The sequence below is a fragment of the Mesorhizobium sp. M2A.F.Ca.ET.037.01.1.1 genome, assembly GCF_003998075.1.
Taxonomy (GTDB): Bacteria; Pseudomonadota; Alphaproteobacteria; order Rhizobiales; family Rhizobiaceae; genus Mesorhizobium.
The window spans coordinates 1-19,104 of sequence record NZ_RZSA01000016.1; the positions used below are offsets into that span (position 1 = coordinate 1).

Genomic DNA, 19,104 nt, shown 5'->3' on the forward strand with positions numbered 1-19,104 from the left:
ATACGGCACTATCCATGGTCCAACCACTGTGAGCACGATGATGACGAGCCAGACGATACAGATTATCCGCTGCCAAGACGGCAGCCGCCGATAAGTGCCAAGGACGGTGTTCATCATCGGTGGCTACCGGTCGCCGGCAAGTCTGGGGTCAACGAACAGCATGGCGATGTCGACCAGAAGGTAGATCGTCGCCGTCACGATGGCCGACACCAGAACGAAGCTCTGCAGCGGCGCATAATCCGCCGTTGCGATGGCCTTGATCGCGTATTGGCCGATCCCATTGAGATTGAAGACCGATTCCACTAGGACCGCCCCGCCGAGCAGAAATCCGGATACGACCCCGGTCATAACCAATGTCGGGCCGGCCGCGCTGCGGAGAGCGCGCAGGAAGGTGGTCCGGCGTGGCAGCCCGAGCATTATACCGTAGAGTGTGTAGTCACTGGCGAGGGCTTCCTCCATACGGCCGCGCAGCATTTTGAAGATCGGCGCACCGTAGACGAACGCCAGGGTCCCGACCGGCATCGCCATATGAAGGAATACCGATTTCACGAGTTCCGTATCGCCGGCGATGATGCTGTCTACCAAGACGAAACCGGTGATCCGTTCAGGCGGTATGTCAAGAATGCCCAGTTGCCCCTCCGGGCCGGGCAACCAGCCGAGCGTCACGAAGAACACGAAGATCAGCAGCAAACCTAGAAGGAAATCGGGAAGCGCTCCGGCCAGCATGCCGTACCCAACCGCCAGCCGCCGAAGCTGGCCTACGAACGGATTGAGTGAGTCCGAGGCGGTCACGATCGCCATCGGAACCAGGATGAGGAGAATTGTCAGCAGCGACAGGAAGATCAATTCCAGAGTAGCCGGGAGGCGCGTCGCAAGATCTTCGGCCACGAAGGTGCCGTTTACCCAGGAGCGGCCGAAATCGCCCTGTAAAAGACGTTTAAGATAGACGGTGTACTGTTCCCAAATGGGTCGGTTGAGGAGCAATTCGCCTCTGAGTTTTTCAACCGTCGCTTCCGGAGCGAGCGGGCCGAGCTGCAGGCGCGCGGGATCTCCGGGCAGCAATCTGACGATACCGAAAGTGACAAACGATATGGCAAGGAGTTGCGGCACCAGTACCAGAAGGCGATAGCCGAGGTGTTTCAGAAGCTTCATCGAGATCTTTCGATGCGGGGCCTCAAGGCGCCGCGCGTTATTACGGCAACGGGGCGGGGGCAGCCCCCCGCCCGGATAACGTCAGGGCGCAATATTCAGATCGCGCACCTGATAATAGTTGCCCGGATACCATTTGTACCCTCTCACCTTGTTGGAGAAGCCGAGGCCGAAGTAAGGCTCGACGACCCATCCAAGCGGAGCATCGGCATGGATCAGCTTCTGCACCTCCTCATGTGCCTTGATGCGCTCTTCCATTCCGGTCACGCTGCGGCCGGCGGTCAGAAGTTCGTCGACTTTCTCGTTCTTGTACTTCTCGTAGTTCACGGCGCCGGTCGACGAATAGATCAGCGTTGAGGCATAGCTTGGGTCGGGCTGAATTGGGAAGTCGATCCACAGCGCGAGATGCGCCTGCTTCGACTGGACGGTGGAGGCGAGGGCAGCTACGGGAAGCTTTTTGAGCGTCAGGTCTATCCCGGCGTCTGCGAACGAAGTTTTCAGCAGAATCGCGATGGATTCCTGGACGGGATCGTCAGCGCTGTAGATGAGTTCATCGCTCAGATTAGTTACCCCCGCAGCTGCCAGCAACTCCTTGGCCTTGGCCGGGTCGTAGGAAAAGTCGGCGAAGGTTACGTGCCCAGGATAGATGCTCGGATAGACGCCCTGGAACTCCGCGGCCATGCCCCGGTAGATGTTCTTGACGATATCCTGACGGGGGATCAGCAGATTGATGGCCTGGCGGACGCGCGCGTCCTTGTAACTGTCCAGCGCGTTGTTGATGACGATGAAAAGGTTCTGGTTTCCCTTCACCGCGATCGGCTTAGCAACGGACGATCCAGACAGGGACATGATCTGGTCGGGCGAGAGGCCGTCGGCGATGTCGACCGTACCCCGGTTGAGAAGCGCCAGCCGGTTCGTACTTTCCGGCACCACCTGGAAGATGATCCGCTTCACCGGCAGCTCGCCGCGCCAGTAGTTGGGATTAGCGTCCATGACCACCCGCTTGCCTGCTTCCCAGGTCGTCACTGAATAGGGGCCGAAGCCGCCCCCATGCTGGGAAATCCAAGCGTCTCCCCACGGGTCCTCAGCGGTTGCATGCTTCTTGATCTCGGTGGAATCGTACCAGGGCCAGTAATTGTTCGTCAGGATCGTGCACGCCAAGGGCATGGGCTGCTCGGACGTGATGTTAACCGTGTAATCGTCGACCTTCGACCATTTCGCCCGATCGTCGACGTTGGCTATGGCCATCAAGAAGGCATCGATTGCCTTGGTAGCCAACGCGCGGTCGACGCGCCAGAGCACGTCGCCAGCCGTGAATTCATTGCCTGGAGCCGATTTGACACCCTTGCGCAGCAGGATTGTGGCCTTCTTGCCGTCCGCCGAAAGTTCGCATCTGTCGATGATGCTTGCCTTCAGCTTTCCGCTGCGGAGATCGGGATAGCTAAAATCGTCCTGCGGGCGGGGATCGAAGGCAGCGCCCGTTCCAAACGGATACGACCCGGCTTCCCATTGCATCCCCTCGTCGTAGACTTGGGCGGCCATGATCCAGGTCTGTGGACTGACATCCTTGTTGAGGTCGATGCCTTGGGGCGTACCCGGTATGGCGACGACCAATGTGTCTTTCGCTGATGCTGAGAGCGTGCCCGCTCCGAGCAGGAGGGCTGCGGTGAACGAGAGCGAGAGAAATTTTGCGCGTATATGCACTGCAGGCATAGGCAATCTCCTTGTGGCGTTTAACTGACATGGCCCCAGCGGCGGCAGGCGGACTGGTGCGACGCCGCAATTTCGACGAGTGGAGGTTTTCCGCGCGAGCAGGCTTCCTCGCGTATTGGGCAGCGTGGATAGAGCTGGCACTCGTCCTTGGTTTCGATGGCGGAGGATATTTCGCCCTGGATCACGTAACGATCTGGCTTGCGGGAAGGATCGGGAAACAGCACCGCCGACAGAAGCGCGCGGCTATAGGGATGACGCTGGCTGGCGATGATATTTTCCGTCGGCGCCACCTCGACCAGGCAACCCAGATACATGATCGCTATGCGATGGCTGATCTTCGCCACGGAGTTGAGGTCGTGGGAAATGAAGATGTAGGCGGTCTTGAGCTCGGCCTGGATGTCTTTCAGCGTCCGAAGCAGTGCCGACCGAGCGGTCGAATCGAGCTGCGAGGTTGGCTCGTCAAGGATCACGAGGTCGGGCCTGGTGACCAGTGCCCGGGCAATTCCCACTCTTTGCTGCTCGCTGGTCGTCAGGTCGGCCGGCAGTGCATGAACCACGTCGTAGGGCAACCCCACCAGGTCGAGCATCTGGCGAATGCGCCCGTCGCCGGCTCCATGGTCGACGTGATGGATATTCAACGGCTCCCGTAGGCTTGCGCCGATCGACACACGTGGATCAAGCGAGCCAAAAGGGTCCTGGAATACGAGTTGGATGCGGGCGCGCGCGGACCGCAGCGCCCGTGGTGTCAGTGTCGTCAAGTTCTTCCCGTCGAGGTAGATGCTGCCCGATGTCGGCTCGATTAGACGCAGGATGCAGCGCCCGACGCTGGTCTTGCCTGAGCCGCTCTCGCCGACGAGCCCGAGCGTTTCCCCTCTCTGCAACGAGAACGAAACGTCGTTCACGGCAATGAGCGTTTTACCGCGCTTCAGGTCGAAGGTCTTTGTTAGCCGCTCGACGCGCAGGAGAGGTTCACTGCCTGCCACGGCCATCAGCGGGCGCCCGCGGAGAGCTTGAGCCTTAGCCGCCGCGTTCCATCGACGTCGACTGAGAGGTTGTCATCAGTCGTTGAACCTTCAAAGACAACGCCGTAGACATCCCGGGCGCGGTCGATGGTCTCGTAGCCTTCGACGATGTCGTAGAGGACGCGGTCGGGGCTACGATCCAAAGGATCGCCATATCCGCCGCCGCCATTGTCGATCCCCTTGATCCACTCGCCTTCCGCAAGCGGGCAAACGACATAGGCATCCAGTTTGGTGGCTGATCCGTCGCGTTCGATCTTGAAATTCGCACCTGAGCGGCCAGGCTTTCCCCCATGTACGCCACGCGGCGGATTTTCCTGTCCATTGCTAATCGTCATGACGAGCATCTCGCCGCGATGTGGCCCGAAAACCACCTCAGTGCCCGGGCCTCCGCGGAAGCGGCCGGCGCCGGCCGAATTGACGGAGATCGTCATCGAGCGGACGAGCATCGGATAGCGCTGCTCGTCCACCTCCACGCTGTCTCGGTAGAGTAGACCGGCAGCCGGCGGAACCAACAGATAGACCATCCCATCGGATTGGGGCGAGGCAGGGCCACCCCCGCCCATTAGGAATATCTGGTTCACGAACGGCGCCTCATCCCGCCGCCGATCCTTTCCGGAAATCACGCTCGCGCCGACCGAATTGCAGCAATTGCCTTCGGCGAGGCCGAATCCATCTCCAAGCTGGCTGAATGCGGCCTGCGTCGTGTTGACGATGACGTCCGCCACCAACGTCGTCGCCGTCGAGCAGCTGTGCGGAAATTGTGGAATGCCTGCGACGCAGTTCTCCCGAAGCAAGACCTTGATCCGGCGAAAGCTGCCGGAATTGTGTGGTATGTCATGGTCGAGACAGTTGAACACCGCCGTCATCGCATTGGCCGTCGCGGTGGCCTCGGTCTGGTTGATCCCGCTTTCCACGCAGTCGGGGTTGTCGCGCAGGTCCACGACGATCGACGCATTCACCGGATCGATCTCGGCTTTGACGTTGATGATGATTTCCGACGGCTGGAAGGGCGGCAGCGCGTCCAGCCTCCCGGACATCTCGAAGCTGCCGGCAGGGAGCTTGCGTATGGCCTGGGCGCATCGGCGCTCCGAATAGTCGAACCATTGCGCGATGAAAGTCCGGACCGTGTCGACGCCATACTTTTCTACGAAGCTCTTGAGCCGCTCCTCGCCGATCCGGCAGGCGCCGACACTGGACAGGTAGTCGCCATACCACTGCCCGGGAATGCGGATACGACTGCGGCACATGCGGACGATGTCTTCGCAGTCCTTGAAATCCTCCTGGATCCGAATGCACGGAAAGATCAGCGAGCCTTCTTGATATACATCCGTCGCGGCGGCGAAATAGGTCGTCGGAACGCTGTTGCCGCAGTCAGCCTGGTGCGTTTTGACGACCGTCGTGAACAGATGCTCGTGTTCGTGGAACACCGGCACGAGGAACGTGTGATCGGCCGCGTGCGAATTGCCCAGATAGGGATCGTTGTGAAGGTAGGCGTCGCCCGGCTTTAGATCCGGATGTAGCCGGCTCATCGTCTCGGCCTGGAGGTTGACGCCGTAAATGTGGATGGGCAGGGCTTCGGCAGCGCTTAGCAGTTCGTTGTTGCCTGTCACGATCGCGCATGAGAAGTCGCGCGCCATGCCAATCATCGACGACCGTGCCGAGAGCAGAACGGTGTTCGTCATTTCGCGCACGATGGCCTCGACGCGATTGGACATGATGGCAAGCTGGACGGGATCGAGCATCTTATCGTTAGCAGTCGCCATTGTCCAAACCCCTTAGTCCCGAAACCGGTGTGAGGATGTAGTTGTCTCTCAGCGTCACGCGTGCCGAGGTCTTTGGATAGACGACGATGGTGGTCGTTGCCTCCTCGATGATCGCCGGACCGTCGATGTGGTCGCCGGGCGTCAGCTGATTGCCGTAATAAACGGGAACGCGAGTCATCCCCGTCTCTGTGAAATAGCAGGCACGGTGCTTCGCAGGCGCCGGCGTGGACCGGGCGGCTTCGGCCGTCGCGCTGGCTAGAGGCGGTTTCGTCAATTCGGCGCGCAGACGGGCCTTCCAGTTCACGCATTCGACCGCGCTGTGCACATCCCGGACGCCATACAGCCGTTCATGAATATCGTTGAAGGCGACCACCAGCGCCTCGATGTTTGCGTCTGTCTCAAATCTTTCCACGGGAACCGGGACTTCGATCTCGAACTGCTGTCCGCTGTAGCGCGCCTCGACGAAGAACGAGCGATGGAACCGCTGAATGCCGCGTGCGGCCAGCCGCTCCCGGAAATCTTCCAACTGCGCCTGGAGGGAGCTCAGAAGGGCATTGGCCTTGTCCATGTCGAAATCGGCCGTTGACAGGAAGCAGGACCCCGGGAACTCGACGACGATGTCAGAAAGTTGGGCTCCACAGGCGCTGAGCGCACCGGCGGTTCTGGGCAGGAGGACGCGATCGCATCCCAGCGTTTGGGCAATGGGCAGGATGTTCAGCCCCGCCGCACCGCCGCCAGCGACGAGGATGCTGTCGCGGGGGTTTACGCCGTCGTTTACCGTGATGCTTTGGATCGCGCCGATCATGTTCTCTGTCGACAGTGTCAATATGCTGGTCGCGGTCTCATGAAGGCTCTTGCCGATCTGCTCAGCAATTTGTCCGACGATCGCTTCAGCCGCGCCGACGTCCAGCTTCATGCGTCCGGCAAGGAAATAATCGGGATCGAGGTAGCCCAGCACCACCGCCGCATCGGTCACCGTCGGGCTCGTCCCGCCGCGGCTGTAGCACGCCGGTCCGGGCACCGATCCAGCACTCTTCGGCCCGACCCTGAAAAGTCCGCCGGAGTCAATCCAGGCGATTGAGCCGCCGCCGGCGCCGACGCTTCGCACATCGACGGTGGACATACCGAGGTTGTGGCCGACATACTGCTCGCCGAACCACGTCTCACGCGTGTATTTGACCATGCCTTGCCGAACCAGGCTGACGTCGAAGGTGGTTCCGCCCGCATCAACGACGATAATGTCGTTACCGAGCTTTTCGCTTTCGGCATAGGCGAGGCCGGCCAGCGGAGCCATGGCCGGCCCGGACATCACCATGTAGCTTGGTTTGGCTATGACGTCTTCGATGTGCATCACGCCGCCAAAGGAGGTGCTGACCAGAAGCTCGCCGGTGAACCCTGCTTCGGCGAGATCCTGCTTCAGGGCGCTCAGATGCTCCTGCATCAGCGGCTTGAGGGAGGCGTCTATGGCAGTCGACGACGCGCGCGGATACTCGCGGATGATCGGATTGAGCTGGTGCGACAGGGTGAACGGGACGCCCGGTAGTATCTCGGCGATGCGTTTGCCGACCGCAAGCTCGTGCGTCGAATTCACGATCGACCACAGAAGGCATACGGCAATCGCCTCGACGCCCTTCGCCTTGATCTCATGCAGAATGCGGTCGAGCGCCTCAACGTCGATGGGCATCAGCACCTCACCCGCCGCGTCGACACGCTCCGGAATCTGCCAGGTCAGGCGACGCGGGACGTAAGGCGGCGGAAGATCGATGTTGAGCTGTGTGGCGTTGAGCTTGCCCCCCTGCCGATAGACGAGGATGTCGGGAAACCCTTCTGTTACCAGGAAGGCTGTCTTGGCCACCTTCTGTTCGACGATCGCATTTGTGGCGCGGGTGGTGCCGTAGATCAGCACGCTCGTGTCCTTCAGCAGCGCCTCCACGGGCAGGCCGAGCTGGGCCGCAGCGCTGGCGACCGATGCCGAGAAACCCTCGAAGCTGCGGTGTGGCGTGGTGAGCGCCTTTCCAAGCACAAGCTTGCCGTCGGCGTCAGTGACGATGACATCCGTGAAGGTACCACCGGTGTCGACCGATATTCGAAAACTCATTTGTGGCCCTCAAATACCGATACAGTGGGGGTAGGCAGTTGCACCCTGTCGAAGAGCAGGGTCAGATTGATCCGCCGATGTACATACCCGTCGCGAAATCGGAAGGGCAGGCTTTCATGCAGCAGGCTCGAGTCGAAGATCACGGCGCGATTGCCGCGATAAGGAATGTCGACATATTCCGACGCCGCGGCCTTCGCGGTGCACCATGCGGCTCGGTCGCCGTTGTAGTCCCCGAAGTCCCAGCCTTCCGGAGCCTTGACATCGTAAATTCTCAGGCCGCCGGCCCTGCCGGGCTCCGCCGAACTTTCCGGAGTTAGCCAGACATTGACGTTGATCGCAGCCTGGTCAGCATGCACCGCCGTGCCGGTGCCCTCGCTCGGATATTTGAATGCCCACAACTGGCTGAGCCCGTGCCCCTTGAGCAAGTCAGGAAGCAGGCGGGGCAATTCCTCGGCTAGGCGCACCGCTGTTTCCGGCGCAAAGCCGTCGTGGAGATAAGCGCCAAGATATCCTCCTCGGCGCTTGCAATCGAACCATACGGTGGCCTCGCGACAGAAGCGTACCAATGTTTCCAACGCTTCTGGCGACAGGAAGTTGTCTACGATGGCGAAAGAACGTCCTGTCGCAAAAGCAGCTTCTACGTCGGATCCGTTCAGGCCTCCGCCGACAACCGCGTCTTTCGAATGCGGAAGCGACGGTATATTCACCGCCCGTCCGTAGACGCCGCTGGTTGCCGTGATCTCCTCGCTCGTCATCTCGAACGGATCCGAAAAGCCGTGCGCCACTGCACGGCGCCGCGCGATATGGCGATAGATCGCTGCTTTCCCTGCCAGACTCTCATCGATGCAGCCGATCCACCAAAGGTATTCGAGTTGCTCGGCGTCGTGCTCCAGACGCGCCACTGACGTGATCGATGCACCTCCCGACCGGAGTGGATCGACGATGTTTGCGGCGGACGTCTTGCTGTACCAGCGGGAACTGCGCCCGAGGTCAAAAGACTGCTTGAAGCAAGCGACCGCCTGCCGAAGATTGCCCTGCCGCTTCAACGCTTGGCCAAGATCGTTGTGAGCGTCGGGCGCAAATGGGTCCAGAGCGATTGCGAACTTGAACGCCTTAGTCGCCGCGGCCATGTCGCCGGCGAAGAAAGCCGCCTTCCCAGCCAGCATATGGCAGACGCGGTTGCGCGGCATGGCGGCCGAAGCTTTGAGCAGATACGGCAAACCCTCCCTATGACGTCCGGCCAAGGTACAGGCGAAACCCCACATCATCTGGCTGGCGGGGTGACCGGGTCGCGCGGCAAGGGCCATGGCTGCCAAGTGAGACGCGGTTTCAACGTCACCATTGGTCGCTGCGGCGTTGAAGTCTTGGAAGAACGACGAAACCAAGTCTGGCTCTACCGATTTTCCAACGCTTTCTGCAGCACCGGAATACGCGTCGCGATGAGTTGGCTCTGCCTGGATCATGAGGGCCGATCTTCAACGCATTCTGGATCGCAGTTTAACGAATTGCGCTATCTACTTGTCGAATCGCGCTACCTCGAAGACTGTCGACGCTCTGGACGACGCGGAATAGGAAAGTGCGACGGTGTAGCGCCAAGCGAGAGATCTTCCTCGATCCCGCCGGGCGGTTCAGCGAGACCCTGGGAAACATTCCATGTCCTCACGATATAGAATCCGCCAACTCACAGATCGCGATCAAGCCCGCAGTTCCTCTCCACGGCTTCAACCCACAGAACAGGCGTCGGAAAATCACACCTCCCTGACAGGCCGGCGCATGTCAGCAGCCGGCTCACCGTCGCTTCGGACACGCCGGTTTGCAGAGCGATGTGCTTGCCGGTCAGGCGCTGCGGCGCAAAGCCACGATTACATCCGCCACCGCGGCTTCGGTTCGCCTCGGACTTGACTTGGCTCGCGAAGGACGGTCGACCATGCCGGCGCTTCCCTCGATCTGGAAGCGCTCCCCCAGCGCGCCACCACCTTCATGTCCGCGCCACATCGGCTTTGGAAAGACGGCCTTTAACAATGTCGCGGGACATCTGCTCTCGACGCAGCGGCGTCAGACGGGCATTCTTGCAAATGCTCATGCAGTCTTCCGAGAATCTGAGCCTTCGACAGGCCTCGGCGAGTTATGTCAATAGCACCCGTATACAGGAGATGGCCTTCTTGCGAGCCGGGAATGCGACCGAGGTTATGTTTTCCGGAGAGCCCCTGTCTATGGAGGCGATAGCGATATCCCGTTGCATGAACGAGCTTGCGAACGAGCATCTCCGGAGCAGTATCGGTGCCTCGCACCCGGATCACACGCTGGTTTGGCTGGATGGGTTAGTGTAGCATCTATGAAATATGGGCGCCTTGCCAGAAATTAATAAGATTAATAGGAAAATGATTGGTATCCTCAATGTTGTTTAGCATATATCCTGCATCAAAAACTGAACTTAGATCGATAAATACAAAGTACGGTTTGCAAAAAGACAACTGGAACGACTACAGTTTCCAAACTCTCTACGGTCTTTATTACAAGCCAGAGGAAGACAGTTCGGAGATTGTGTTCATTGGCGGCGTCAAAATCCTACGACGTGGGCAGGCCGCTGCCGATCCGTTGCAAGTCGATGATCCATTCGACCGTCTAGGTCCAGAGTTTTGTTCGGTTGGGACGTCGCTGGACTACTACGAGCGCCTATCCAATATCCGGCAAAGCGATCGCTATGAAATCGTAACAGCGTTGAATGACGTCATCGCGAACTCGCAACTCAGTGTCGAGTTCATGACCGAGCCCGGTTGGAAGACATCGCTTTTCCGCGATAATTCCGAGTGGGAGCGGTTCCTCGATGACGCAACGGCGGTATATAACAAAACATCGGGGCAATTGCCGGACATCACCGCCGCCTTCTCCTTCCGGCCGAGCGAGGCATCCGACGAGCTCAACCTAAATTTCAACGCGCCAGAGCCCCAGATGTATCCAGGGCCGTATCGTCGCGTGGGACCAAGCCGAAAAGAGGTTCTGCTTCCAAGGCGGATTGTTGCGCTGATCGGTCGTAACGGCTCGGGAAAAAGCACGGTTCTGGCCCGGCTGGCTCACGTTGCCTTCGCGTCGAAAGACGCGCGCACGAGCAGTGACGTCCGTGCGATGGGAGAGCTGACGCCCCCTGATCTCAATTTCTTCCGCATCATCACGGTTTCCTACAGCGCGTTCGACAACTTCACCGTTCCGGGCTTGGAAGCTCGAGACAGGCGGCAGCAGTCACTTGAGATCGAGAGGGGGCAAGGTCGTTTCGTCTATTGCGGTCTGCGTGACATCGCCGAGGAGGCTCGGGAAAACCTCGCGTACGAACCGCGACGGGTGCCCGCAGAGCCTAGGGAAAACGAATTGGGTCACCAGCGAAAGACGTATTTGAAATCGATCGACAAGCTCGCGGATGAGTTCGAGGCGTTGCTCAAACGGATCAACACGACGGGGAAGAGAAGTCTCTTTCAAGCAGCGCTAGAACCGATCTTCGCCGACCCTTCTTTTTCGCAGCTCAGCGAATTAGCACCGGTGGAGCTGCTTGACGAAAATCCCCGCCAAAGCTTCATGGGCTGGAGCACGGGGCACAAGATCGCGTTGCATGTCGTCGCGTCGTTGGTCGCAAACGCCACACGAAAGTCCTTGGTCCTGTTCGACGAGCCGGAGACCCACTTGCATCCGCCCCTCGCAGCCGCTTTGATGCAGTCTCTACGCATCATCCTCGAAGAGACCAACGCATTCTGCATAGCGGCCACGCACTCGGCCGTGGTTATTCAAGAAACATTGGCTCGCCACGTCCGCATCGTCACTCGCAGTGGTGACGCGATGCAGTTCGCGAAGCCGCGCCTTGAAACCTTTGGCGAGAATCTAGGCGTTCTCACATACGACATCTTCGGCCTCACGGTGGCGGGCACCGATTTTCATGAAGTTCTCAATCTTCTGGTCAAAGGCGTGAAGGAAATTGAAGAAATTGACGCGCTGTTCAATCCAGGCCTGAGCGCCCAGGCTCGTGCCTACGTCCTCTCCAAGCTCGCGGCGAAGAAGAGGGCGAATTGAGAAATCTACCGATGCCCTCTCGCGCAAGCGCGAAAGACGACCTTAAGAAGGTCCTTATCAAGTACAGCTACCGCGGTCCGCAGGGCTATGCCGCGGGTGACGCCGAGATAGATTCCATTTTGGCGCTCTACGATGAATATGACCAAGGACCCGCGGTGCCCTCGAACTCTCTAAAGGGCCAGGGCCTCGTCGAGAAACTGAACGAGGCGGTGGCGCATGCGTATGCACACACCTACGAGGGGAGAAAAATCCCTCATGTCCGAGAACAAGCATTCAAGGGCGTCAGCCATTGCCCGATATGTGGAATTAGTAAGCCAGGCGAGCTGGATCACTTTTTTCCTCAGTCCAAATACAAGCCACTTACCATTTATTCCCGCAACCTTGTCCCGCTTTGTCACGATTGTAATTACATCAAGAAGGCCAAGGACGAGGAAGCCGGAAATCGACTGTTCCCTCACGCGTATTTCGATATCTTGCCGGACGAGGACTTCGTGCGTGCCGACGTCGCCATCGTGAATGGCGGCTTAGTGGCCAATTTCTCTGTCGCTCAAAATGTCGCCAACATGCCGCCAGCCTTATACGACAGGCTCGTCTATCAGGCGAACACGCTCAACCTGAGCGAAAGATTTGGCGAGGAGATATCCGGCGTGCTCGTGAGCCACATTGTAAATCTTCACCTGATGTTTCGGGAAGGCGCGCAAATGGTGCGGCGTTTCTTACTCACGCAAGCGGCTGTGGAAAGACAGACCTATCATCGCAATCATTGGCGACCGGTCCTCCTTCAAGCGCTCGCCGATCATGCTCTCTTCTGTAACGGGGGCTTTGCGATAGTGGCGCCGATGGATCCCCAGCTACTTGAGGGCATGACGGCTGACACCGAAGGCTAAGCCCACCAGATTGAGGCTCGGGTGCGGATGGCCGTGCACTGCCACGTCGGTTAGCTCGTGGATGCTGGCTCACACCAGCTCCGCCGTTGGCCCCCTATGATCGCGGTTGCCGAGCACGAGGTGCTTTTCTCCGTTGAGCAGCGGCCGGTAGTCGTCCGATTCCGCCGCAGGATCGTTCGTGACGGGAGGCGTGGCCGCGAGCAGGCCGTAGTGGCGGATGCGATGGAAGCCGCGCGGCAGGACATGGAGCAGGAACCGGCGGATGAACTCGTCTGTGGCGAGCGTCATGGAAGGCGACGTCGGCGACCTCGGCCGGCAGGGTGAAGGCGACATGGAAGTAGCCGACCGGCAGCAGATCGGCTTCCCGCTCGGCAAGCCAGGTCCGCGCCGCCGCGCCCTGGCATCTGGGACAGTGCCGGTGCCGGTTGCGGCTGCTGTTCTAGGCGATGCGCCACTGACCGCAGTCCTCGCAGGCCCGCCAAGGGCTGCGGTGCGGCAGTTCTCGATCGCTGACATCACGTTGAGATGATGATGGCTCAGGTGCCCTGCATGGGTGGCCCGGTAGGCAGGCCCAGCAGCACGGAAGATGTCGGCAACCTCCAGGTCCGCGCGCACCGGTTCAGCCGGGAGGTGACTTATCCTCCATCAGCGCCATCAGCCGGTCGAGCGGCCCTTTGACCGCGTGGATCGTCCGGGTCGAGACCTTGGTGTGGAGCGCTGTCGTTTCGAGCTTGCTGTGCCCGAGCAGCACCTGGATGACGCGGATGTCGACATCCTGCTCGAGCAGGTGGGTGGCGAAGCTGTGCCGCAGCGTATGCGGGCTGACGCGCTTGCGGATGCCGGCGACTTCGGCGGCTTCCTGAACCGCGCAATGGAGTTGCCGCGTCGAGATCGGATCGGTGCAACTGCCCCCCGGGAACAGCCAGCCATGCGGAAGCGTCACCCCGCGACGCCTGCCTTCGCGCCACCACAGCCGCAGCAGTTCCAAGAGTTGCGGCGAGAGCATGGCGTTGCCATCCTTGCGCCCTTTGCCCTGTTCGATGCGGATCAGCATGCGTGTGGAGTCAATATCATCGACCTTGAGGTGCGCGACCTCCGACACGCGCAGGCCAGCGCCATAGGCGACACCGAGCGCGGCCTTGTACTTGATGCCAGGTGCTGCTTCGAGCAGCCGCGCCGCTTCCTCCACGCTCAGCACGTCCGGCAGCTTGCGTGGATGGCGCATGATGACCAGCACACGTGCCAGATCCCGCCGCGTCAGGAACAGGAACCGCAACGCCGAGACGGCGCCGTTGATGGTCGCAGGCCCGACGCCGTTCTCATGCTGATACAACTGGAAGCGGCGGATGTCCTCGGGCGTCGCGGTATCGGGAGAGCGTCGGAGGAAGGCTGCGAAGCGCCGGACGTGACGAACATAGTCCTGCTGGGTATGGGAGCCCAGGCCCCGCATGAGCATGTCTTGCTGCATGCGCTGGCGAAGTGGCGTGATCGGTGCATCGGTCGACAGAGTATCCACGGCAGGTTCCTCTCGTTGAAGGAACTCCATTGTCAGATCGCAGCTTCTACCCGCTCAAGACCAATGCCTGTCACGCCATCTCAGAACTAGGCGCCCCTCCCGCGAAGCGGGTTAGTGCATGCGGCGCAAAGCTGCCATTAAGACGCTGGACTGTTTTTTGCAGGAAGCTGAACGCACCGATCATGCCGGAAGCGGGTCATATCTGGCCACTCCCGGTTAGCTCGACCTATCCCGTCGACGTAAGGATAACGTCCATTGAACGCTGACACGGCTCGCCCATCTTTCTTCGGGGACCATATTCCGTAACAAATGGCTGCCCCAGTAGACCTTTGACTGCAATTCAGCCGCAATGCTATGTGACTGATTTTATACCCTTAATTCGGATAGGAAAATGAAAATCCAGGATCCTGGCGCCCCAGCCATCCCTCACATTGCCAACCAGCTCCGCCCCGGGCATCGCCCAGCGCAGGATCAGCGTTGTTTCAACTGCGCTGCGTGGCGATCTGCCTCGGAACCAGGAACCTGGCCGCAAGGGCGCAGAGCAAGATGGTGAACATCAGGATCAGCGCCACCAGCGCGTTGATATCCGGCGAGAAACCCAGTCGCATCATCGCCCACAGGCGTACCGGCAGCGTCGTCTGGGTGCCGGTGACCAGAATGGTGATCATGGTCTCGTCGAATGACAGGGCGAAAGCCAGGATGGCGCCGCCCACCGTCGCGCTCGAAAGGTTGGGCAGGATGACGCGCCAGAAGGTCTGCCATTTGGTCGCGCCGAGGTCGTAGGAGGCCTCGACCAGCGTGCGGCTCATCGACTGCAGGCGCGTCAGCACCGTGCGATAGACGATGGCGAGCACGAAGACCGTATGGCCTATGACGACCGTCAGCAGCGAGCGTTCGAGCCCGATCTCACGGAAGAAGATCAACAGCGCCAGGCCGCTGATGATGGGCGGCATCAGGAACGGCAGAAAGACGATGAACTGCAGCAGCGAGCGGCCGGCGCGGCGGCCATGATAGTAGAGGGCCAGCAATATGCCGCTCACGACCGAGAGGACGACCGTGCAGACGCCGACGACGAGCGTGGTGCGGAGGGCGGCCAGAATCTCGTGATTCCCAGCCAATGCGACATAGGTCTCGACCGTCGGTGACGACCAGTCGACCTCGCCGCGCGCCACGGGAAAGAAGGACGACGCGATGGGCACGAAAAGCGGGCTGTAGAGCAGCGCCGCGACCAGGACGGTTATCGCGGCGAGAAGGATGGTGGAGAGGCGCGGCGCTGCGATCAAAGCGAGGTCCCCCGATTGCGCCCGAAGCGCTCGCCGAGAAGGATCGCGACGATCACCACGACGGCCAGCGCCACCGACAGAGCGGCGCCGAAGGGCCAGTTATAGGCGGTGCCGAACTGGCTGTAGAGGATGCGGCCGAAGGTGAAGCCGCTGATGCCGCCGACCATCTGCGGCGTCAGGAAATCGCCGATCGCCAGCACGAAGACGAAGCTCGCCGCCGAGGCGACGCCGGGCAGGGACAGCGGCAAGGTGATGCGCAGGAACGTCTGCAGGCTGCTTGCGCCGAGATCGTCGGACGCGCGCAACAGCACCTGCGGGATGCGCTCCAGTGCCAGGAAGATCGGCAGGATCGCGAAGGGAATCAAAAGCAGCGTCAGCGTGAGCAGGATAGCGTTCATGTTGAAGACGAAGAGCGTCGACGGCTCGGCGAGAATGCCAAGTCCGACCAGCGCCTTGTTGAGAAAACCATTGAGGCCGAGAATGCTGCGTATCGCGTAGATCTTGATGACGTAGCTCATCAAGAGCGGCACCATGAGCAGCATCAGCAGCGCGTAACGCCAGCGGCCGCGCAGCGTGGTCAGGAAATAGGCTGTCGGATAGGCGAGCAGGATCGAGATCACCGCCACCGACAGGCAGAGCACGATCGTGCGCCAGAACACCGGGAGGAAGACGGGATCGGTGAAGAAGCGGAGATAGTTGGCGAGCGTCGGCGCATAGACGATCTGGCCCTGGTCGACGCTGAAGAAGCTGTAGACCAGGAAGATCGCCAGTGGCACCAGGACGAACACCACCGGCAACGCAAAGGCAAGCGCGGTGACCAGCGGCGACCAGCGGATGGCGACGGGACGCGCCAGGCCAGCGCTCTTCATGCCAGCACCAGATGGCCTTCGTGCGGCGCGAAGGAAAGCGCCACGGTCTCACCGGTCCTGAGCGCGCTGCCGTCCACCCGGCTCGGAAAGCGCAGCCTGAGGCGATGCGCGGCATCGCCGCCGGCCGTGATGGTGGCGACCGTCGAGGAGCCGGCAAAGGCAAGATCGGCGACGATGCCGGAAAGACGGTTCCCGGCATCGCCGTCGCCGGCAAGTCGCAGCGCTTCGGGGCGGAAGGCGGCGAAGCCGCTGGCGCCGGTCGCCGCGGCCTTGAGATGCGGCTGGCCAGCGACCGAACAGACCAGCCGGCCGAGCGCCGTCTCGATCGCGCGGAATTCGCCCTGCGTCTCAGCGAGCCTGCCTCCCACGAGATTGTTCTCGCCGAAGAAGCGCGCCACGAACTCGCAGTTCGGCTTGTAATAAAGCTCGTGCGGGCTGCCGAGCTGGCGGATATGGCCGGCCTGCATGACGCAGATCCGGTCGGCCATGCCGATGGCTTCCTCCTGGTCGTGGGTGACGAACAGGAAGGTGGTCTTGACCTCGCGCTGGATGGATTTCAGGAACTCCTGCATCTGCCGGCGCAGTTCGAGGTCGAGAGCCGCGAGCGGCTCGTCGAGCAGGACGAGCCGGGGCTGGCAGATCAGGGCGCGAGCGAGCGCCACGCGCTGGCGCTGGCCGCCGGAGAGCTGGGCTGGAAAGCGGTCGGCGAACCGCCCGAGCTGCACCAATTCCAGAGCCTCGGCGACGCGGCGCGCGATCTCCTTGCGCGCCACGTGGCGAACCGACAGGCCGTAGCCGACATTGCCGGCGACGGTAAGATGCGGGAACAGCGCATAGTCCTGGAACACGGTGTTGAAGGGCCGCCGGTTGATCGGCATGCCGCTGATGTCCTGGCCGTCGAGGCGGATCTCGCCCGAAGTCAGCGGCTCCAGGCCGCCGATCAGCCTGAGCACCGTGGTCTTGCCCGAACCGGACGGTCCCAGCACGGTCAAGAACTCGCCATCGCGGATCGCAAGGTCGATGTCGTAGAGCACGGGAACGGTGCCATAGGACTTCGAGACGGAGCGCAGCGTGAGAAGGTCGCTGGTCTGGTTCATGGCTGACTTCCAAGAATAGCGTGTCGGCGGTCCGGTCCGGCCCGGACCGCCAGGTCCTCAAGGATCGCGAGGGCGGGTCAAGGCGCCGCCTTGATCTCGTTCCACAGGTCGGAGCGCTTGGTCGGGTCCTCGACATTGTTGAGCCAGACCAGCTTGTCGTTGCTGCCGGCGCTGCTCGACTCGACCACGGTGTTGCCGAAGCCGGTGCGCTCGGACAAGGCGCCGCTCACCTTCTTGCTCAGCATGAAGTCGATCCACTTCTCGGCCGCGTCCTTGTCGCGAACGCCCTTCGAGATGACCCAGTTGTCGAGCCAGGCGAGCGCGCCCTCGCTCGGATTGATGTAGGCGACGTGGGCGCCGATCTTCTGCAAGGCCTTGACCTGCTGCTGGCCGTAATTGGCCCAGATCAGGGCGACGTCGTTGTTCTGGTAGATCTGCTGGGCCTCGTCGGCGGTGGTGTAGAAGCTCAGCACATTGCCCTTCAGCTCGACGAGCTTGGCCTTGACCGCCGCCATCTGCTCGGCGCTGAGGTTGAACGGGTCCTTGTAGCCCAGCGTCAGCGCCGTGAAGGAGAAATTGTGCTCTCCATTGTCATAGGCCAGCACCTTGCCCTTGTAAGCCGGATCCCACAGCACTGACATCGATGTCGGCGCCGGCTTCACCTTGTCGGTATCGTAGATCAGGCCAATGGAATCGAAGCAGAACGGGATGCCGTAGACCTTGCCGTCCTTGGTGTCGCCGCTGACCTTTGTTATGTCGCGGAAGCGCGGCAGCGTGTCCTTCTGGTTGGGAAGCTTCGACAGGTCGATCGGCGTGACGAGGTCGGCCTGGATGTAGCGCTGCAGCTGCGCGGTGTTGACGGCGAAGACATCGAAGTCCTGCCCCTCGCTGCCCTTGATCTTGGCCCAGATCTCGTCGTCGCTGCCGATGAAGACGACATCGACGCCGATGCCGGTCTCGGCGGTGAAGTCCTTGACCCAATCGGCGTCTGCATAGCCATCCCAGGCCAGCACGCGCAGGTTCGCCGCGAGCGCCGACGACGCCATCAGGCCGATGCCGAGGCCGACACCCGCTATCCCTAGAAGCAGTCTCTTCAGTAGCATGATCATTCTCCCATTTGTTGTTTGTGATGATCTCAGTCCGCGGGTCTTGCCGTCACAGCGGGGTGACGGCCACCAGCCCCTCGTCCGGCACCGCCTGCATCCGGTTGCGCAACGGCTTTCCGAATTCCGGCGCCTGGATCTCGTATTCGTCGCCCGGCGCCGTCTTGATGCCGGAGGCGTAGCTCATCACCGCCGCGCCGAAGAAATAGGCATGCAGGTCGCCCGGCCGGCGGTGCATCGGGTAGCGGAAATGGTAGTGCTCGAGATTGGCGATCGAGTGCGACATGTGCGTCTCGCCCGACAGGAATTCCTGTTCCCAGATGACGGCGCCGTCCCGCCGGATGCGGGAATGCCCGCGCACCTCCGCCGGCAGCTCGCCAATCAGCAGCTCGGGGCCGATCGAGCAGGAGCGGAGTTTCGAGTGCGCGAGGTAGAGGTAGTTCTCGGCCTCGGTCACGTGGTCGGAATACTCGTTGCCCAGCGCGTAGCCGATGCGATAGGGGCGGCCGTCCGGTCCGTTGAGATAGAGGCCGACGATCTCAGCC

Annotated in this window: 15 protein-coding genes and 2 pseudogenes; 2 read left to right on the forward strand and 15 right to left on the reverse strand. The window is 60.9% G+C overall.

From position 1 onward, the window contains the following. Positions 1-123 precede the first annotated feature (123 nt). The 7 genes from EOA27_RS01920 to EOA27_RS01955 form a co-directional block, all read right to left on the reverse strand. Positions 124-1,152 (reverse strand): ABC transporter permease, encoded by a 1,029-nt coding sequence (locus EOA27_RS01920; RefSeq protein ID WP_126062169.1) that lies wholly within the window; start codon positions 1,150-1,152, stop codon positions 124-126. 81 nt (positions 1,153-1,233) lie between these two features. Then, positions 1,234-2,862 (reverse strand): ABC transporter substrate-binding protein, encoded by a 1,629-nt coding sequence (locus EOA27_RS01925; protein ID WP_126062170.1) that lies wholly within the window; start codon positions 2,860-2,862, stop codon positions 1,234-1,236. A gap of 20 nt (positions 2,863-2,882) precedes the next feature. Continuing rightward, positions 2,883-3,851, reverse strand: coding sequence for an oligopeptide/dipeptide ABC transporter ATP-binding protein (locus EOA27_RS01930; protein WP_126062171.1), 969 nt, complete (start codon positions 3,849-3,851; stop codon positions 2,883-2,885). Next, positions 3,851-5,626 carry a hydantoinase B/oxoprolinase family protein gene (locus EOA27_RS01935; protein ID WP_126064761.1) on the reverse strand — a complete coding sequence of 592 codons (1,776 nt, stop codon included), beginning with the start codon at positions 5,624-5,626 and terminating at the stop codon, positions 3,851-3,853. Before EOA27_RS01935 ends, EOA27_RS01930 begins: the two co-directional genes overlap by 1 nt. A gap of 7 nt (positions 5,627-5,633) precedes the next feature. Continuing rightward, a complete protein-coding gene (locus EOA27_RS01940) occupies positions 5,634-7,745 on the reverse strand; it encodes a hydantoinase/oxoprolinase family protein (protein WP_126062172.1) in 2,112 nt (703 codons plus the stop codon). Further along, on the reverse strand, positions 7,742-9,208 hold the full coding sequence (locus tag EOA27_RS01945; RefSeq protein ID WP_127255326.1) for a tetratricopeptide repeat protein: 1,467 nt from the start codon (positions 9,206-9,208) through the stop codon (positions 7,742-7,744). Before EOA27_RS01945 ends, EOA27_RS01940 begins: the two co-directional genes overlap by 4 nt. 552 nt (positions 9,209-9,760) lie before the next feature. Continuing rightward, positions 9,761-10,045: a hypothetical protein gene (locus EOA27_RS01955; RefSeq protein WP_126062175.1), complete on the reverse strand. Its 285-nt coding sequence runs from the start codon at positions 10,043-10,045 to the stop codon at positions 9,761-9,763. 160 nt (positions 10,046-10,205) lie between these two features. On the opposite strand from EOA27_RS01955, the gene EOA27_RS01960 reads away from it, so the two are divergent. Continuing rightward, positions 10,206-11,804: an ATP-binding protein gene (locus EOA27_RS01960; protein WP_245456614.1), complete on the forward strand. Its 1,599-nt coding sequence runs from the start codon at positions 10,206-10,208 to the stop codon at positions 11,802-11,804. An 11-nt stretch (positions 11,805-11,815) separates the two neighbouring features. After that, entirely contained in the window at positions 11,816-12,691 is an 876-nt protein-coding gene (locus EOA27_RS01965; protein ID WP_127255328.1) for an HNH endonuclease, read from the forward strand. 69 nt (positions 12,692-12,760) lie between these two features. On the opposite strand, the gene EOA27_RS01970 is transcribed toward EOA27_RS01965, so the two are convergent. The 8 genes and pseudogenes from EOA27_RS01970 to EOA27_RS02005 all read right to left on the reverse strand — a co-directional run. Then, positions 12,761-12,979 carry a transposase gene (locus tag EOA27_RS01970; RefSeq protein WP_189476421.1) on the reverse strand — a complete coding sequence of 73 codons (219 nt, stop codon included), beginning with the start codon at positions 12,977-12,979 and terminating at the stop codon, positions 12,761-12,763. A gap of 13 nt (positions 12,980-12,992) precedes the next feature. Continuing rightward, positions 12,993-13,306, reverse strand: a pseudogene (locus EOA27_RS01975) (transposase zinc-binding domain-containing protein); the annotation flags it as partial. 4 nt (positions 13,307-13,310) lie between these two features. Further along, on the reverse strand, positions 13,311-14,159 hold the full coding sequence (locus tag EOA27_RS01980; RefSeq protein WP_189476502.1) for a tyrosine-type recombinase/integrase: 849 nt from the start codon (positions 14,157-14,159) through the stop codon (positions 13,311-13,313). A 530-nt stretch (positions 14,160-14,689) separates the two neighbouring features. Beyond that, positions 14,690-15,490 (reverse strand): ABC transporter permease, encoded by an 801-nt coding sequence (locus tag EOA27_RS01985; protein ID WP_127255332.1) that lies wholly within the window; start codon positions 15,488-15,490, stop codon positions 14,690-14,692. Then, the gene (locus EOA27_RS01990; RefSeq protein WP_126078535.1) at positions 15,487-16,359 is read right to left on the reverse strand and encodes an ABC transporter permease; all 873 of its coding nucleotides are present in this window, start codon (positions 16,357-16,359) and stop codon (positions 15,487-15,489) included. The genes EOA27_RS01985 and EOA27_RS01990 overlap by 4 nt, the downstream gene beginning before the upstream one ends. Beyond that, positions 16,356-17,456: an ABC transporter ATP-binding protein gene (locus EOA27_RS01995; protein WP_126078536.1), complete on the reverse strand. Its 1,101-nt coding sequence runs from the start codon at positions 17,454-17,456 to the stop codon at positions 16,356-16,358. The genes EOA27_RS01990 and EOA27_RS01995 overlap by 4 nt, the downstream gene beginning before the upstream one ends. A gap of 77 nt (positions 17,457-17,533) precedes the next feature. Then, on the reverse strand, positions 17,534-18,559 hold the full coding sequence (locus EOA27_RS02000) for an ABC transporter substrate-binding protein (protein WP_126078537.1): 1,026 nt from the start codon (positions 18,557-18,559) through the stop codon (positions 17,534-17,536). A gap of 52 nt (positions 18,560-18,611) precedes the next feature. Beyond that, positions 18,612-19,104: pseudogene (locus EOA27_RS02005) on the reverse strand (FAH family protein); the annotation flags it as partial.

Coding starts and splice junctions, on each gene's coding strand:
- EOA27_RS01970 (WP_189476421.1), bottom strand. CDS start 12,979: ATGACGCTCGCCACAGACGAGTTCATCCGCCGGTTCCTGCTCCATGTC.
- EOA27_RS01995 (WP_126078536.1), bottom strand. CDS start 17,456: ATGAACCAGACCAGCGACCTTCTCACGCTGCGCTCCGTCTCGAAGTCC.
- EOA27_RS01930 (WP_126062171.1), bottom strand. CDS start 3,851: ATGGCCGTGGCAGGCAGTGAACCTCTCCTGCGCGTCGAGCGGCTAACA.
- EOA27_RS01980 (WP_189476502.1), bottom strand. CDS start 14,159: ATGCAGCAAGACATGCTCATGCGGGGCCTGGGCTCCCATACCCAGCAG.
- EOA27_RS01940 (WP_126062172.1), bottom strand. CDS start 7,745: ATGAGTTTTCGAATATCGGTCGACACCGGTGGTACCTTCACGGATGTC.
- EOA27_RS01945 (WP_127255326.1), bottom strand. CDS start 9,208: ATGATCCAGGCAGAGCCAACTCATCGCGACGCGTATTCCGGTGCTGCA.
- EOA27_RS01935 (WP_126064761.1), bottom strand. CDS start 5,626: ATGCTCGATCCCGTCCAGCTTGCCATCATGTCCAATCGCGTCGAGGCC.
- EOA27_RS01920 (WP_126062169.1), bottom strand. CDS start 1,152: ATGAAGCTTCTGAAACACCTCGGCTATCGCCTTCTGGTACTGGTGCCG.
- EOA27_RS02000 (WP_126078537.1), bottom strand. CDS start 18,559: ATGCTACTGAAGAGACTGCTTCTAGGGATAGCGGGTGTCGGCCTCGGC.
- EOA27_RS01965 (WP_127255328.1), top strand. CDS start 11,816: ATGCCCTCTCGCGCAAGCGCGAAAGACGACCTTAAGAAGGTCCTTATC.
- EOA27_RS01925 (WP_126062170.1), bottom strand. CDS start 2,862: ATGCCTGCAGTGCATATACGCGCAAAATTTCTCTCGCTCTCGTTCACC.
- EOA27_RS01990 (WP_126078535.1), bottom strand. CDS start 16,359: ATGAAGAGCGCTGGCCTGGCGCGTCCCGTCGCCATCCGCTGGTCGCCG.